The 16206-nt window shown below is 71.4% G+C and carries 13 protein-coding genes and 1 pseudogene; 9 read left to right on the forward strand and 5 right to left on the reverse strand.

The features are described from left to right. Positions 1 to 33 precede the first annotated feature (33 nt). The 4 genes from FF041_RS05300 to mshC all read left to right on the forward strand — a co-directional run bounded on the left by FF041_RS05300 (position 34) and on the right by mshC (position 3719). On the forward strand, positions 34 to 729 hold the full coding sequence (locus FF041_RS05300; protein ID WP_153483719.1) for a histidine phosphatase family protein: 696 nt from the start codon (positions 34 to 36) through the stop codon (positions 727 to 729). 101 nt (positions 730 to 830) lie between these two features. Next, a complete protein-coding gene (locus FF041_RS05305) occupies positions 831 to 1421 on the forward strand; it encodes a DUF3090 domain-containing protein (RefSeq protein WP_323371701.1) in 591 nt (196 codons plus the stop codon). After that, positions 1385 to 2260 (forward strand): SCO1664 family protein, encoded by an 876-nt coding sequence (locus FF041_RS05310; RefSeq protein WP_153521239.1) that lies wholly within the window; start codon positions 1385 to 1387, stop codon positions 2258 to 2260. The genes FF041_RS05305 and FF041_RS05310 overlap by 37 nt, the downstream gene beginning before the upstream one ends. 229 nt (positions 2261 to 2489) lie before the next feature. Next, positions 2490 to 3719 carry a cysteine--1-D-myo-inosityl 2-amino-2-deoxy-alpha-D-glucopyranoside ligase gene (gene mshC / locus FF041_RS05315; protein WP_153521240.1) on the forward strand — a complete coding sequence of 410 codons (1230 nt, stop codon included), beginning with the start codon at positions 2490 to 2492 and terminating at the stop codon, positions 3717 to 3719. 317 nt (positions 3720 to 4036) lie between these two features. Here the strand turns inward: mshC and FF041_RS05320 are convergent. Beyond that, positions 4037 to 5008 (reverse strand): annotated as a pseudogene (locus FF041_RS05320) (PAC2 family protein); the annotation flags it as partial. A 253-nt stretch (positions 5009 to 5261) separates the two neighbouring features. Between FF041_RS05320 and FF041_RS05325 the strand changes: the two are divergent. The 5 genes from FF041_RS05325 to FF041_RS05345 all read left to right on the forward strand — a co-directional run bounded on the left by FF041_RS05325 (position 5262) and on the right by FF041_RS05345 (position 11164). Then, a complete protein-coding gene (locus FF041_RS05325; RefSeq protein WP_153521241.1) occupies positions 5262 to 6581 on the forward strand; it encodes an enolase C-terminal domain-like protein in 1320 nt (439 codons plus the stop codon). An 86-nt stretch (positions 6582 to 6667) separates the two neighbouring features. Further along, positions 6668 to 7417 carry an SDR family NAD(P)-dependent oxidoreductase gene (locus tag FF041_RS05330; protein WP_228388037.1) on the forward strand — a complete coding sequence of 250 codons (750 nt, stop codon included), beginning with the start codon at positions 6668 to 6670 and terminating at the stop codon, positions 7415 to 7417. Between the two features lie 80 nt (positions 7418 to 7497). Further along, positions 7498 to 8541, forward strand: a complete 1044-nt coding sequence (locus tag FF041_RS05335; RefSeq protein ID WP_153521243.1) for a sugar ABC transporter substrate-binding protein — start codon at positions 7498 to 7500, stop codon at positions 8539 to 8541. A 2-nt stretch (positions 8542 to 8543) separates the two neighbouring features. Then, positions 8544 to 10070 carry a sugar ABC transporter ATP-binding protein gene (locus tag FF041_RS05340; protein ID WP_153521244.1) on the forward strand — a complete coding sequence of 509 codons (1527 nt, stop codon included), beginning with the start codon at positions 8544 to 8546 and terminating at the stop codon, positions 10068 to 10070. Further along, positions 10067 to 11164, forward strand: a complete 1098-nt coding sequence (locus FF041_RS05345) for an ABC transporter permease (RefSeq protein ID WP_153521245.1) — start codon at positions 10067 to 10069, stop codon at positions 11162 to 11164. The genes FF041_RS05340 and FF041_RS05345 overlap by 4 nt, the downstream gene beginning before the upstream one ends. A gap of 67 nt (positions 11165 to 11231) precedes the next feature. Here FF041_RS05345 and FF041_RS05350 read toward each other — a convergent pair whose 3' ends face one another. The 4 genes from FF041_RS05350 to FF041_RS05365 form a co-directional block, all read right to left on the reverse strand. Continuing rightward, positions 11232 to 11903, reverse strand: coding sequence for a FadR/GntR family transcriptional regulator (locus FF041_RS05350; protein ID WP_153483700.1), 672 nt, complete (start codon positions 11901 to 11903; stop codon positions 11232 to 11234). Positions 11904 to 12046: 143 nt separating this feature from the next. After that, on the reverse strand, positions 12047 to 13657 hold the full coding sequence (locus tag FF041_RS05355) for a glycerol-3-phosphate dehydrogenase/oxidase (RefSeq protein WP_153521246.1): 1611 nt from the start codon (positions 13655 to 13657) through the stop codon (positions 12047 to 12049). 5 nt (positions 13658 to 13662) lie between these two features. After that, complete coding sequence (glpK, locus tag FF041_RS05360) at positions 13663 to 15207, reverse strand: glycerol kinase GlpK (RefSeq protein WP_323391272.1); 1545 nt, start codon at positions 15205 to 15207, stop codon at positions 13663 to 13665. Between the two features lie 68 nt (positions 15208 to 15275). Next, positions 15276 to 16058 (reverse strand): MIP/aquaporin family protein, encoded by a 783-nt coding sequence (locus FF041_RS05365; protein WP_323391274.1) that lies wholly within the window; start codon positions 16056 to 16058, stop codon positions 15276 to 15278. Positions 16059 to 16206 lie beyond the last annotated feature (148 nt).

Here is a 16206-nt window from a genome sequence, read left to right on the forward strand (position 1 = left end):
CCCCACGACGCGCGGCGGCCTAGGCTGGCGGACATGGCCACGCTGATCCTCGTACGCCACGGACGCTCCACCGCCAACACCGCGGGGGTGCTCGCCGGCCGGACGCCGGGCGTCCACCTCGACGAGCGCGGCGCCGCACAGGCCGCCGGGCTGCCGGCCCGCCTCGCCGGCGTACCGCTCGCCGCTGTCGTCAGCAGCCCCCTGGAGCGCTGTGCGCAGACGCTCCAGCCGCTGCTCGACGCCCGGCCGGAGCTCGTGCTGCGGACGGACGAGCGCATCGGGGAGTGCGACTACGGCGACTGGTCGGGGCGCAAGCTGGGGGAGCTCGCCGGCGAACCGCTGATGGAGGTCGTCCAGCAGCACCCCTCGGCGGCGGTCTTCCCCGGCGGCGAGTCCATGCGGGCCATGCAGGCGCGGGCGGTGGACGCCGTACGCGACTGGAACGCGCGGGTCGACGCCGCCCACGGCGAGGACGCGCTCTATGTGATGTGCTCGCACGGCGACGTCATCAAGGCGCTCGTCGCGGACGCGCTCGGGATGCATCTCGATCTGTTCCAGCGGATCCATGTGGAACCGTGTTCCGCGACAGCGATCCGCTACACCCGCACCCGCCCGTTTCTGCTGCGTCTCGGCGACACGGGCGAGCTCGGATCCCTGGCCCCGCGCGGCGGCGGGGAGCGGGACGGCTCGGCGGACGCCGTCGTGGGCGGCGGCGCGGGCGCTCCGTGATCGCCGGGCGCAGTAGGGTGGACGCGCCGAAAGCCCGTATGCCCGTACAGGCTGTTCTGAGATGTACATGCCCATAGATCCCGATTTTTGAGGGAGAGAACGTGTCCCGTCAGGTGTTCCTCTACGACCCGCCGGACCGGTTCGTGGCCGGTACGGTCGGGCTGCCTGGACGCCGTACGTTCTTTCTCCAGGCGTCGGCCGGAGGGCGCGTCACCAGCGTGGCGCTGGAGAAGACCCAGGTCTCCGCGCTGGCCGAGCGGATCGACGAGCTGCTCGACGAGGTCGTGCGCCGGACCGGGGGCAATGCCCCGGTTCCCGCCGTCGCGCCCGCCGACGTCGCCGACACCGCGCCGCTTGACTCCCCGGTCGAGGAGGAGTTCCGGGTCGGCACGATGGCGCTGGCGTGGGACGGCGACGAACAGCGCATGATCGTCGAGGCGCAGGCGCTGGTCGAGCTGGACGCGGACTCCGAGGAGGATCTCGCGGAGGCCGAGGAGCGGCTGCTCCAGGACGAGGAGAACGGTCCGCCGATGCTGCGGGTGCGGCTGACCGGGGCGCAGGCGCGAGCCTTCGCCAAGCGCGCGCTGGACGTGGTCAACGCCGGCCGTCCCCCCTGCCCGCTGTGCAGCCTGCCGCTCGACCCGGAAGGACATGTATGCCCGCGCCAGAACGGATACCGGCGGGGAGCGTGAGCTCCTCCCCGGAACAGCCCGAACAGCCCGAACAGCCCGGACTGCTCGAACCGCTCGAACCGCTCGAACTGCTCGCCAAGGGCGAGCTGACCGTGCGCGGCCAGGTGCGCGAGGCGTCCAACGCGGTGCTGTTCTGCTCCGTCTCCTACGCCGGCGAGGAGGCGTCCTGCGTCTACAAGCCGGTCGCGGGCGAGCGTCCGCTCTGGGACTTCCCGGACGGGACGCTGGCGCAGCGCGAGGTGGCGGCGTACGAGATCAGCGAGGTGCTCGGCTGGCATCTGGTGCCGCCCACCGTGCTCCGGGACGGCCCGTACGGCGAGGGAATGGTCCAGCTGTGGATCGAGGCCGATCCCGCCGCCGAGCTGCTGGCGCTGGTGGAGGAGGAGCAGCCGGGCCAGGGGTGGAAGGCGGTCGGCTTCGCGGAGGTGGGCGAGGGGCGCACGGCGCTGCTGGTCCACGCCGACGACGCGCGCCTGCGGCGGCTGGCGGTCCTGGACGCGGTGATCAACAACGGCGACCGCAAGGGCGGGCATCTGCTGCCCGCGCCGGACGGAGTGCTGTACGCGATCGATCACGGGGTCACGTTCAATGTGGACGACAAGCTGCGGACCCTGCTGTGGGGCTGGGCGGGGGAGCCGCTGCCGCCGGAGGCGCTGGCGGCCCTCGGGGCCCTCTCCTCGGCCCTGGCGGACGGCGGGCCGCTGGTCACCCGTCTGGCGCAGCTGCTGACACCGGCGGAGGTGGCGGCGGTACGGGCGAGGGTGGCCGCGCTGGTGGCCTCGGGGAAGCATCCGGCACCGTCGGGCGAGTGGCCGGCGATCCCCTGGCCGCCGCTCTGACCCCTGGGCTGGTCTTCCCGCCCGCCGGGCCGTATGACCGGGATACTGGGATACCGCGCGGGCTCTGATCCATACGGGCCCTGGCCCAGGGCCCGGCCCCGGCCGCCTGCCTCCCCCCCCCCGCCGAGCAGCCCCAACACACCAGGGCATCACTTCGCAAGAGTGCCTATACGGTCAACTGGCGTGATCCGGTTCGTAAACGGATCAGCCGTCCGGTTAGTCTCGATGCATGCATGCCTGGCCCGCTTCTGAGGTCCCCGCCCTGCCTGGCAAGGGCCGCGACCTCCGGATCCACGACACCGCGACCGGTGAGTCGATCACTCTCGACCCCGGTCCCGTCGCCCGTATCTATGTCTGCGGCATCACGCCGTACGACGCGACCCATATAGGTCACGCGGCGACCTACAACGCGTTCGACCTCGTTCAGCGCGTGTGGCTCGACACCAAGCGGCAGGTTCACTACGTCCAGAACGTCACCGACGTCGATGACCCGCTCCTCGAACGCGCCATCCGCGACGGACACGACTGGACCCGGCTCGCCGAACGTGAGACGGCCCTCTTCCGCGAGGACATGACCGCGCTGCGGATGCTTCCGCCGCGCCACTACATCGGCGCCGTCGAGGCGATACCCGCCATCGTCCCGCTCGTCGAGCGGCTCCGCGACGCCGGAGCCGCCTATGAACTGGAAGGCGACGTCTACTTCTCCGTCGAGGCCGATCCGCACTTCGGCGAGGTCTCCCATCTCGACGCCGAGGCCATGCGGCTGCTCTCCGCCGAACGCGGCGGCGACCCGGACCGCCCCGGGAAGAAGAACCCGCTCGACCCGATGCTGTGGCTGGCCGCCCGCGAGGGCGAGCCCAGCTGGGACGGCGGCAGCCTCGGCCGTGGCCGGCCCGGCTGGCACATCGAGTGCGTCGCCATCGCGCTCGACCACCTCGGCATGGGCTTCGACATCCAGGGCGGCGGCTCCGACCTGGTCTTCCCGCACCATGAGATGGGCGCGTCCCACGCCCAGGCCCTCACCGGCGAGCACCCCTTCGCCAAGGCGTACGTCCACGCGGGCATGGTCGCGCTCGACGGCGAGAAGATGTCGAAGTCCCGGGGCAACCTGGTCTTCGTCTCCGCGCTGCGCCGTGCGGGCGTCGACCCCGCCGCCATCCGGCTCGCCCTGCTCTCGCACCACTACCGGGCGGACTGGGAGTGGACCGACGCGATCCTGGAGGAGGCGCAGGAGCGGCTCGCGCGCTGGCGCGCGGCGGTCTCGCGGCCCGATGGGCCGTCCGCCGACGCCCTGGTCGAGGAGATCCGCGAGGCCCTCGCGGACGATCTCGACGCCCCCGCCGCGCTCCGCGCCGTCGATCACTGGGCCCGGCGCCAGGACGCGGACGGCGGTACGGACGAGGGCTCGCCCGGCCTGGTCTCCCGGGCCGTGGACGCACTGCTCGGCGTGGCTCTGTAGCGCCCGCTCCATAAGCGAAGGCGCCGGACGGTCGTGGACCGTCCGGCGCCTTTCGCTTATGGCGGGCCGAGCCGTCCCGCTCAGTCCTCCGGCGCGTCCTTGCCGCCATCGGCTCCCGGGCCCGGCTCCGGGGCCTCGGGGTCGGCGGCCCTGGCTTCCGGGGCCTCCGCTTCCGGAGCCTCTGCTTCCCGGGTCTCCTTCTTCGGCGGTCTCCGCTTCCGCTTCGGCGGCTCCTTCGCCCGCTCCGGGACCGGGGGCTTCGGCTCGTCGGCCTCCCGCTCGGTGGCCTCCTGCTCGGTGGACTGCCGTTCCTGCTGTTCCAGAGGCGGCTCCGGCGACGGCTCCGAACGCTGCGGCTTCGACGGCCGGTTCAGCCCGCCGCCGGGTTCCCGCAGAAAGCCGCCGCCCTCGCCGCCGTCCGTCGCGACCCCGGGCGGACCGCCCGGCCCGCCGTCCCGCCGCCGCAGATACCGCTCGAACTCCCGGGCGATCGCCTCGCCCGACGCCTCGGGCAGCTCCGCCGTGTCCCGGGCCTCCTCCAGCGTCTGGACGTACTCCGCCACCTCGCTGTCCTCCGCGGCCAGTTGATCCACGCCGAGCTGCCACGCCCGCGCGTCCTCGGGCAGTTCGCCCAGCGGGATCCGCAGACCGATCAGATCCTCCAGCCGGTTGAGCAGCGCCAGCGTCGCCTTGGGGTTGGGCGGCTGCGACACATAGTGCGGCACCGCCGCCCACAGGCTCACGGCGGGAACGCCCGCATGGGTGCACGCCTCCTGGAGAATGCCGACGATCCCGGTCGGTCCCTCGTACCGGGTCTCCTCCAGCTCCATCGTCCTGGCCCGATCCGGATCCGAGGTGATCCCGCTGACCGGCACCGGCCGGGTGTGCGGGGTGTCCCCGAGCAGCGCTCCGAGGATCACCACCATCTCGACGCCCAGTTCATGGGCGAAGCCGAGGATCTCATTGCAGAACGAGCGCCAGCGCATGGACGGCTCTATGCCGCGTACCAGTACCAGATCACGTGGATTGTCGCCGCCGACCCGGATGACGGAGAGCCGGGTCGTGGGCCAGGTGATCTTCCGTACTCCGCCGTCCAGCCACACCGTGGGCCGGTTGACCTGGAAGTCGTAGTAGTCCTCGGCGTCCAGCGCCGCGAAGACCTCGCCCTTCCACTCCCGGTCCAGATGCGCGACCGCAGTGGAGGCGGCGTCTCCCGCGTCGTTCCAGCCCTCGAACGCGGCCACCATGACCGGGTCGATCAGCTCGGGTACCCCCGCGAGCTCGATCACCCAGTGCCTCCTTCCCAAGTTCCCTCGTGTACGCCCCAACCTTACGGCTTACCTGGTCTTCCGCCGCAGCCCCCGGGCTCGGGCGGGTGAACTTCGACCGGACACGCATCACCTGGGCCAATACCCAACCCGTCCCCGCATTCATCCGAGCTGTGGGGCATGACTTTCCGCACGACCCTGGACTATGGCGCGCGGACGGCGCTATACATCGGATGACCGAGAGGTCCGATGTTCTTCTCGCGGGAGTGAGCCGATGACAACGACCGTCACGGAATTCGAGGTCCACGACATCCGCTTTCCCACTTCGGAACAGTTCGACGGCTCCGACGCCATGAACCCGGACCCCGACTACTCGGCCGCCTATGTGGTGATCCGCACCGGCGACGGGGCCGAAGGGCACGGATTCTGCTTCACGATCGGCCGCGGCAACGACATCGCCGCCGCCGCCATCGAGGCACTCCGCCCCCATGTCGTCGGACGCCCCGCGCCCACCACCCCCACCGCGCTCGCGGCCCTGCACACCGAGCTGACCCACGACTCGCAACTGCGCTGGCTCGGACCCGAGAAGGGGGTGATCCACATGGCCGCCGGAGCGGTCGTCAACGCCGCCTGGGATCTCGCCGCCCGCGGCGCCGGACTGCCGGTCTGGGAGTACCTCGCCGCGATGACCCCCGAAGAGCTCGTCTCCCTCGTCGACTTCCGCTATCTCACCGACGCCCTCACCCGCGAGGAGGCGCTCGCCCTGCTGCGCGCCGCCGAACCCGGCCGCGCCGAGCGGGCCGAACGGCTCCGCGCACAGGGCTACCCCGCGTACACCACCTCCCCTGGCTGGCTCGGCTACAGCGACGAGAAACTCGTACGGCTCGCCAAGGAAGCCGTCGCCGACGGCTTCGGACAGATCAAACTGAAGGTCGGCGGCGACATCGACGACGACATCAGACGGATGCGGCTCGCCCGCGCCGCCGTCGGACCCTCCGTACGCATCGCCGTCGACGCCAACCAGCGCTGGGAGGTCGACGACGCCGTCCGCTGGATGACCGCGCTCGCGCCGTACCAGCCGTACTGGATCGAGGAGCCGACCAGCCCCGATGACATCCTCGGCCATGCCGCCGTCCGCGCGGGCCAGCCGGTCAAGGTCGCCACCGGCGAGCACGCCGCCAACCGGGTCGTGTTCAAACAGCTGCTCCAGGCGGAGGCCGTCGACTTCGTCCAGATCGACGCCGCCCGGGTCTCCGGCGTGAACGAGAACCTCGCGATTCTGCTGCTCGCCGCGAAATACGGAGTGCCGGTCTGCCCGCACGCGGGCGGGGTCGGACTGTGCGAACTCGTCCAGCATCTGGCGATGTTCGACTACGTCGCCGTCTCCGGCAGCTGGGACGGCCGGGTCATCGAATACGTCGACCACCTCCACGAGCACTTCACCGATCCCGCCGTGATTGTCTCCGGGCGCTACGCCGCTCCCCGGGCCCCCGGCTTCTCCGCCCGGATGCTCCCCGAGTCGATCGCCGCCCACCGCTATCCGGAGGGCCCCGTGTGGCGGGCCCGCCGCACCGCCCAGGAGGTCACCCCATGACGGCCGCGCCGAAACCGGCCACCGCCGCCCCTGCCGCCCCTGCCGCCCCTGCCGCCGCCACCGGCGGCCCCCGGGACTTCGCGGGGATGACCGCGCTCGTCACCGGCGGCGCGTCCGGGATCGGGGCCGCCGTGACCCGGCTGCTGCTGAGCCGGGGCGCCCATGTCGCCGTCCTCGACCGCGAGAGCGCGGGGACCCCGCCGGGAGCACTCCCGCTCACCGCCGACGTCGCCGACGACACCGCCGTACGCGCGGCGGTGTCGCGGACCGTCGCCGAGTACGGCGCGCTGCACACCCTCGTCTCCAACGCCGGCATCGGCGCCGTCGGCACCGTCGCCGACAACCCCGACGACGAGTGGCGGCACGTCCTCGACGTCAACGTCCTCGGCATGGTCCGCGTCGCCCGGCACGCCATGCCGTATCTGCGGGCCGCCGCGCGGGACCGCCCCGGCGCGGTCTCCATCACCCACACCTGCTCCATCGCCGCCACCGCGGGGCTGCCGCGGCGTGCCCTCTACAGCGCCAGCAAGGGCGCGGTGCTCTCCCTCACCCTCGCCATGGCCGCCGACCACGTCAGCGAAGGCGTACGGGTGAACTGCGTCAACCCCGGCACCGCCGACACGCCCTGGGTCGCCCGGCTGCTCGATGGGGCCGACGACCCGGCGGCGGAGCGCGCGGCCCTGGCGGCCCGCCAGCCCACCGGACGGCTCGTCACCGCCGACGAGGTCGCCGCCGCCATCGGCTATCTCGCCTCCCCGGCCGCCGCCGCCGTCACCGGCGCCGCGCTCGCCGTCGACGGGGGCATGCAGGGACTGCGGACCCGCCCGGCCGGCTGACCCCGTACACGCCCGTACACCTCCGTACACGCCCGGACGCGCCGCTCCGCCGGGGCGGCCCCACCGAAAGGACGGGACATATGAGAGCGCGCACGGCAACCGCCCTGGCCTCCTGCACCCTGCTGCTCGGGGCTCTGGCGCTGACGGGCTGCAACCGGGAATCCGGCTCGGGAGCGGACGGCGGTCGCACCGTCGGCATCGATCTGCCGCGCAGCGACAGCGACTTCTGGAACTCCTACCAGCAGTACATCGAGAAGGGCGTCGAGGACGACGGCATCGACGCCCTCCCGCCGACCAACTCCCAGAACGACATCGGAAAGCTCGTCGCCAACGTCCGGACCCTCACCGACCAGGGCGCCCGGGCCGTCGTCATGGCCCCCCAGGACACCGGCGCGATCGCCGAGTCCCTCAAGACCCTCGAAGAGAAGGACATCCCCGTCGTCAGCGTCGACACCCGGCCCGACAAGGGCTCCGTCTACATGGTCGTACGCGCCGACAACCGGGCGTACGGGGAGAAAGCCTGCCGATACCTCGGCGAACGGCTCGGCGGCAAGGGCAAGGTGGTCGAATTCCAGGGCGACCTGGCCTCCGTCAACGGCCGTGACCGCTCCGAGGCGTTCGCGTCCTGCATGGCCGACGAATTCCCCGGCATCAGGGTCTTCGAGCTGGCCACCGACTGGAAGGGCGACGTCGCCTCGGCGAAACTCCAGTCGACCCTGGCCGCCCACCCCGACGTCGACGGCCTCTACATGCAGGCGGGCGGGGTCTTCCTCCAGCCCACCCTCGCCCTGCTGGAGCGGCGGGGACTGCTGAAGCCCGCGGGCGACCCCGGGCACATCACCATCGTCTCCAACGACGGCATCCCCGAGGAGCTGGACGCCATCAGAGCCGGGAAGATCGACGCCACCGTCTCCCAGCCCGCCGATCTGTACGCAAAGCACGCCCTGCGCTACGCCAGAGCCGCCCTGGACGGGAAGAAGTTCACCGCGGGCCCCACCGACCACGGCTCCACCATCGTCGAGATCCCCGGCGGACTGGAGGACCAGCTGCCCGCGCCTCTGGTCACCAAGGAGAACGTGGACGATCCCGCGCTCTGGGCCAACCGACTGGAGAAGACGGGCTGACCATGTCCCATCCGACGCCGGCGCCGGCACCGGCGCTCCACGCCGAGGGCATCGTCAAACGCTTCGGCCGGACCCTGGCGCTCGACGGGGTCGGGCTCACCGTCGCGCCCGGCGAATCCCATGCGCTCGTCGGCCGCAACGGCGCGGGCAAATCCACCCTCGTCTCCATCGTCACCGGACTGAGCCGGCCCGACGCGGGCTCCGTCGCCTTCGCGGGCCGGCCCGCGCCCGCCCCCGGGGACCGGGCCGGCTGGCAGTCCACGGTCGCCTGCGTCCACCAGAAATCGATGACCGTCCCCGAACTCACCGTCGCCGAGAACCTCTTCCTCAACCGCTTCGGCCCCGGCCGCCTCATCGGCTGGCGACGGCTGCGACAGCGCGCCGGAGAGCTCCTGGCCGGGTACGGAGTCGACGTCGACCCCCGCACCCGCGCCCAGGACCTCACCGTCGAGCAGCGCCAGTTCGTGGAGATCGCCCGCGCGCTCTCCTTCGGGGCCCGGCTGATCGTCCTGGACGAGCCGACCGCCCGGCTCGACGCCCGCGGCATCCAGCGGCTCTTCACCAGACTCCGCGAACTCCAGCGCCAGGGCGTCGCGTTCGTCTACATCTCCCACCACCTCCAGGAGGTGTACGAGCTCTGCACCGCCGTCACCGTCTACCGCGACGCCCGCCAGGTGCTCACCGCGACCGTCGCCGCACTGCCCGAGAACGAACTGGTCGCCGCGATGACAGGCGACACCGGGGGAGCGGCCCGCCGCCGGCCCGCCACGTCCGGCCCGGCCTCCGCCTCCGCCTCCGCCGAACCCGTGCTGCGCACGGAACGGCTCGCCCTGCGCGGCGCGTTCGCACCGCTCGACCTCGCGGTACGCCCCGGTGAGGTGCTCGGCCTCGCCGGAGCCGCCGCCAGCGGGAGCACCGCCATCGGCGAGACCCTCGCCGGAATGCGCCGGGCGAGCACCGGCAGGATCACGGTGGGCGGCACGGAGGTGAGACCCGGCAGCGTCCCGGACGCGCTCAAAGCGGGCATCGGCTACATCCCCGAGGACCGCCACCGCCAGGGCCTGATCCCCGGGCGCAGCGTCGCCGAGAACGCCACCCTCACCGTCGCCGACCGGCTCGGCCCCCTCGGGACCGTACGGCCCGCCCGTACCCGGGAGTTCGCCCGCGCCCTGATCTCCTCGCTGGACATCCGCACCAGCGGACCCGGGCAGCCGGTCTCCGACCTCTCCGGCGGCAATCAGCAGAAAGTCGTCGTCGCCCGGGCGCTCGCCCGCGGCCCGCGTGCGCTGATAGCGATACGGCCCACCGCGGGCGTCGACGTCAGATCCAAGGACGCGCTGCTCGCCGTCGTACGGCGGGTCGCCGACGAAGGGGGAGCGGTCGTGATCGTCTCCGATGAGCTGGACGATCTGCGGGTGTGCGACCGGGTGCTCGCCCTCTTCCACGGGCGGGTGGTCGCCGACTTCGCCCATGGCTGGAGCGACCGGGACCTGGTGGCCGCGATGGAAGGCGTGGGTGAGCGCCCATGACCGGGAACGGGACGGAGCCAGGGGCCGGGACCGGGACGGGGAACCGGCCGACGTGGAAGCGGCGGGGGAGCCGGGGGATACGACGGCTCACGGCCGCCCGCCCGGCGCGGGGCCGTCAGGACGGCCCTCCGGCCCCCATCCGGTGGAGCGATTTCTCCCTGGTGCCCGTGATCCTGGTGCTCATGGCGATCGGCTACGCCGTCTCCCCGGTCTTCCTCACCTCCGGCAACCTCATCAGCGTCGTCCAGCAGTCCTCCGAACTGAGCCTGCTCGTCCTCGGACAGGCGCTGATCCTCATCTGCGGCCGGATGGACCTCTCGCCGGAGTCCACCATCGGCATCGCCCCCGTCATCGCCATGTGGCTGGTCCTCCCCGCCGACGGCGGACGCTTCGCCGGGCTGGAACTGCTGCCCGCCGGGGCCGCGATCCCCCTCTGTCTGCTGACCGGCGCGGTGATCGGCGTCATCAACGGCTTTCTCATCCTGAGGCTGCGGGTCAACGGATTCATCGCCACACTCGGCATGCTCACCATGCTCCGCGGCCTCCACGTCGGCATCACCGAGGGCAGATCTCTCACCGATGTGCCCGAGTCCTTCCGCTACCTCGGGAAGACCGACTGGCTCGGCGTGCCCGCCGCCGTCTGGATCTGTCTGACGCTCTTCGCCGCGGGCGGCGCGGCACTCGCCTATCTCCGGCCGGGCCGCGCCCTCTACGCGATCGGCGGCAACCCGGAGGCCGCCCGGGCGGCGGGTATCCGCACCGACAGGATCACCTGGACCGTCCTCGCGCTCGGAGGGCTGCTCGCCGCGTTCGCCGGAATCCTCTACACCGGCCACTACGGCTCGGTCGCCGCCACCCAGGGCAACGGCTGGATCTTCCAGGTGTTCGCGGCGGCAGTGATCGGCGGGATCAGCCTCAAGGGCGGCCGGGGCACTCTCTTCGGCGCGCTCACCGGTGTGCTCACCCTGCAACTCGTCGTCAATGTGATGACCCTGGGCGGGGTGCCCGCGCTGTGGAACCAGTTCCTCAACGGCGCGATCATCATCGTGGCACTGGTGATCTCCCGCTTCGCGGGCGGCGAGAGACAGGAGTGAAGCCCCCGCGGCCCGCCCGGCCCCCCGGCCCGCCCCTGTGCCGTCGCGGTCGGAGTCGGATTCAGAGTCAGAGCGTCGACCGCAGCCACTGCTCCACGCTCGCCACATGCACCGTCGCCCAGGAGCGCGCCGCCTCCGCGTCCCGGTCCCGCAGCGCCGCCAGAATCGCCCGGTGCTCGTGCAGGGTGCGGGCGACCGCGTCCTTCTGGGTCAGCCCCCGCCACACCCGCGCCCTCGTCGTCGGCCCCGACAGCCCGTCCAGCAGCGAACACAGCACCGAATTACCCGACCACTGCACGATCCTGCGGTGGAACTCCAGGTCCGCCGCCACCAGCGCCTCCACCGAAGGCTCCGCCCCCAACGCGTCGAGCTGCGCGTTCAGCTCGTCCAGCTCGCTCTCGCCGATCCGCGCCGCCGCCATCGCGGTGGCCGCCGGCTCCAGGATCCGGCGTACGGAGAGAAACTCCAGCACCGTGTCGTCGCGGTGGAAGTCCACCACGAAGCTCAGCGCCTCCAGCAGCAGTTGGGGGTCGAGACTGGTCACATAGGTGCCGTCGCCCTGCCGCACATCCAGGATCCGGATCAGCGACAGCGCACGCACCGCCTCCCGCAGCGAATTACGGGACAGCCCCAGCTCCGCCGCGAGCTCGCTCTCCTTGGGCAGCCGGTCCCCGGGCCGCAGCGCACCCGAGACGATCATCCCCTTGATCTTCTCGATCGCCTCGTCGGTGACTGCCATCCAGGCCCCCCCTTGCTCCTGTTGAATCATCCGATGTCTGAGAGTACAGCGTGGGGCGGCCCCGAAGGACCGCCCCACAACTCACCTCACGCGCCGGACGCGCGGGAACCTGCTCCCGGTCCGCTCAGCGGACCGGTACCTACCTACTTCCGGTCGGACAGCAGATCCGTCACCCGGCCCCGGATCTCGTCCGTCGCCAGACCCCGGATCGTCAGCGTGGTACGGCGGCGCAGCACATCGTCGGCCGTCTCGGCCCACTCGTGGTCACGCGCGTACACCACCTGCGCCCAGATCTCCGGAGCGTCCGGGTGGATCCGCTCGGCCAGCGCCGGGTCGTCGTTGGCGAGCCGCGCGATGTCGAAGGAGAGCGAGCCGTAGTGGGTGGCCAGATGACGGGCGGTGTCCGCGGCCATCCGCGGCCCCGGCGTGCCGCCGTCGACCATCAGCCGGTGCGCCACCGCGTTGGGGTTGGCTATGCCCGGCAGCGGGACCTTCTTCGGCAGCCGCGAGATCGGCTCCATGTCCTCGGCCAGCGGCTGCCCCGGCAGGGCGGCCAGCTTGTTCATCACCGTACGGCCGATATGACGGAACGTCGTCCACTTGCCGCCCGCGACCGACAGCATGCCGCCGCGGCCCTCGCTCACCACGGTCTCCCGCTTCGCCTTCGAGGTGTCGCCGGGACCGCCCGGCAGCACCCGCAGACCCGCGAACGAGTAGGTGATCAGGTCCCGGGACAGCTGCTGGTCGCGGACCGAGAAAGCGGCCTCGTCCAGGATCTGGGCGGTGTCCTTCTCGGTGACCGCGACCTCGCCCGGGTCGCCCTCGAACTCCTCGTCCGTCGTACCGAGCAGCAGCATGTCCTCCCAGGGGAGGGCGAAGGTGATGCGGTACTTGTCGATCGGGGTCGCCAGCGCGGCCTTCCACGGCGAGGTGCGCTTCAGCACCAGGTGCGCGCCCTTGGACAGCCGGATCGACGGCGCCGCCGCCGGGTCCTCCATCCGGCGCAGATGATCCACCCACGGGCCGGTCGCGTTGAGCACCAGCCGGGCCTCGACGCCGAACTCCGAACCGTCCGTACGGTCCTTGAGCTCCGCGCCCGTCACCCGTCCCTTGGTGAACCGCAGCCCGGTGACCTCGGCGTGGTTGAGGACGGTCGCGCCCGCCTCGACGGCCGCGCGGACCGTCATCAGCGCCATCCGCGCGTCGTTCATCTGGTCGTCGCCGTAGACGGCGACGGCCTTCAGATTCTCCGTACGCAGCTCGGGCACATCGCGCTGCGCCTTCGCCGGGCTGATGACATGGCCCACGCCGTCGCCGAAGGCGGAGAGCGCCGAGTACGCGAACACGCCCGCGCCGAGCTTGGCCGCGCCGTGCGGGCCGCCCTTGTACACCGGCAGATAGAAGGTGAGCGGGTTGGCGAGGTGGGGGGCCACCTCACGGGAGACCGCGCGGCGCTCGAAGTGGTTCTCCGCGACCAGCTTCACCGCACCGGTCTGGAGGTAGCGCAGACCGCCGTGGAGCAGCTTGGAGGAGGCGGAGGAGGTGGCGCCGGCGAAGTCGCCGGCGTCCACCAGGGCCACCCGCAGCCCGGACTGCGCCGCATGCCAGGCGGTGGAGATGCCCAGGATGCCGCCGCCGATGACCAGGAGGTCGTACGTCGCCTTGGAGAGCTGGTCCCGGGTCTCGGCGCGGCTCGGGAGGGAGCCGGATGCCGGGTGCGTCCCGAGGGCCGGAACGCTCTGCAGGGTGGTCATGTCGATTACTCCTCGTCCTCGATCCAGCCCATGGTCCGCTCAACGGCCTTGAGCCAGTTCTTGTACTCGCGCTCACGCTGCTCGGCGTCCATGCGCGGGGTCCATTCGGCTGCCCGGCGCCAGTTGGCGCGCAGCGCGTCGGTGTCCGGCCAGAAGCCGACGGCGAGACCGGCGGCGTAGGCGGCGCCGAGGCAGGTCGTCTCGGCGACCATCGGACGCACCACCGGCGCGTCCAGGAAGTCCGAGAGGGTCTGCATCAGCAGGTTGTTGGAGGTCATGCCGCCGTCGACCTTGAGCGCGGCCAGCTCGACGCCGGAGTCCTTCGTCATGGCGTCGGTGATCTCGCGGGTCTGCCAGGCGGTGGCCTCAAGCACGGCGCGGGCGATGTGCGCCTTGGTGACATAGCGGGTGAGACCGGCGATCACACCGCGGGCGTCGGAGCGCCAGTACGGGGCGAACAGTCCGGAGAAGGCGGGGACGACGTACGCGCCGCCGTTGTCCTCGACCGACAGGGCCAGGGTCTCGATCTCGGCCGCGGACTTGATCAGGCCCATCTGGTCGCGCATCCACTGCACCAGCGAACCGGTGACCGCGATCGAGCCCTCCAGGGCGTAGACCGCCTTCTGGTCGCCGATGCGGTAGCCGACGGTCGTCAGCAGTCCGTTGTAGGAGTTGACGGGCGTCTCACCGGTGTTCATCAGCATGAAGGTGCCGGTGCCGTACGTCGACTTGGCCTCGCCCTCGGCGAAGCAGGTCTGGCCGAAGAGGGCGGCCTGCTGGTCGCCGAGCGCGGAGGCGACGGGGATGCCGTCGAGGATGCCGCCCTTGGCGATGCCGTACACCTCGGAGGAGGAGCGGATCTCGGGCAGGAGCGCCGCCGGGACCTCCATGGAGGTGAGGATCTTGTCGTCCCACTCCATGGTGTGCAGGTTCATCAGCATGGTGCGGGAGGCGTTGGTGACGTCGGTGACGTGCACGCCGCCGTCGGCTCCACCGGTCAGGTTCCAGATGACCCAGGAGTCCATGGTGCCGAAGAGGATCTCGCCGCGCTCGGCGCGCTCGCGCAGGCCCTCGACGTTGTCGAGCAGCCAGCGGACCTTCGGTCCGGCGAAGTAGCTCGCCAGCGGCAGCCCGGTCTCGCGGCGGAAGCGGTCCTGGCCGACGTTGCGGCCGAGCTCCTTGCAGAGCGCGTCGGTGCGGGTGTCCTGCCACACGATGGCGTTGTGGACGGGCTCACCGGTGGCCTTGTCCCAGAGCAGGGTGGTCTCGCGCTGGTTGGTGATGCCGATCGCCTTGACGTCGGCGGCGGTGATGCCCGCCTTGTCGAGCGCGCCCGCCACGACCTCCTGGACGTTGGCCCAGATCTCGATGGCGTTGTGCTCGACCCAGCCGGGCTTCGGGAAGATCTGCTCGTGCTCCTTCTGGTCGACCGAGACGATCCGGCCGTCCTTGTCGAAGACGATGCAGCGGCTGGAGGTGGTGCCCTGGTCGATGGCCGCGATGAAGGGGCCGTGCCCGTGGCTCTTGGTGGTCTGGGAGGTGTCGCTCACAGTCTGCTCCTGCTGTGGTCAGTGGGGATACGGCTGTGCCGGTTCGGCGTACGGTCTCGGTTCACGGCTCAGGCGAACGCGAGGTTGTAGAGGCCCGCGGCGAGCGCTCCGCCGGCCAGCGGGCCGACGATCGGGATCCAGGCGTAGCCCCAGTCGGAGCCGCCCTTGTTGGGCAGCGGCAGCAGGGCATGGACGATACGGGGGCCGAGGTCACGGGCCGGGTTGATGGCGTAGCCGGTGGGGCCGCCCAGCGAGAGGCCGATGCCGACGACGACGAAGGCGGTGATCAGTCCGCCGAGGATGCTCAGGCCCTTGCCCTCGTCGTTGAGGCCCTGGGTGAGCACGGCGAGGACCAGCACGGCGGTGCCGATGATCTCGGTGGCGAGGTTCTGCCAGACGACGCGGATCTCCGGGCCGGTGGAGAAGATGCCGAGCACCGGGCCGGCGTTGCCGTTGTGCGGGCCCTCGATCGGCTTGTCGGCCGTGTCGCCGATGATCTCGCGATCGGTGAGGTGGGCGTGGAACTGTCCGTAGTACGCGAGCACGAACAGGGCCGCGCCGATCATCGCGCCCAGCATCTGGCCGGCGATGTAGACGGCGAAGTTGTCCCACACCCCGTCCTTGATCGCGATGCCGAGGGTGACCGCGGGGTTCAGATGGGCGCCGGAGAGCGGTCCACTGATGTAGACGGCCGTCATCACGGCGAAGCCCCACGCGATGGTGATGGCCAGAAAGCCCGCGCCACGGGCCTTGGAATTCTTGAGAGTGACGGCGGCGACGACGCCACCGCCCAGGAGGATCAGAACGGCGGTTCCGATCGTCTCGCCGATAAAGATGTCGGAGCTGGACACCACGACTCCTTTGTCCTTCGTCCAGGGGAAGGCGAACCCCGGGTCCCCCCGGAGGTCCGCGCCCTCAGGTGAGGGCGTTGTCGGCTCTTGGCGCTTGTCACACTCTAACGGGTATCGCCGGTAGATGTTCGACAATGCCGACCGATGA

Source organism: Streptomyces jumonjinensis (assembly GCF_009600885.1).
Lineage (GTDB): Bacteria > Actinomycetota > Actinomycetes > Streptomycetales > Streptomycetaceae > Streptomyces > Streptomyces jumonjinensis.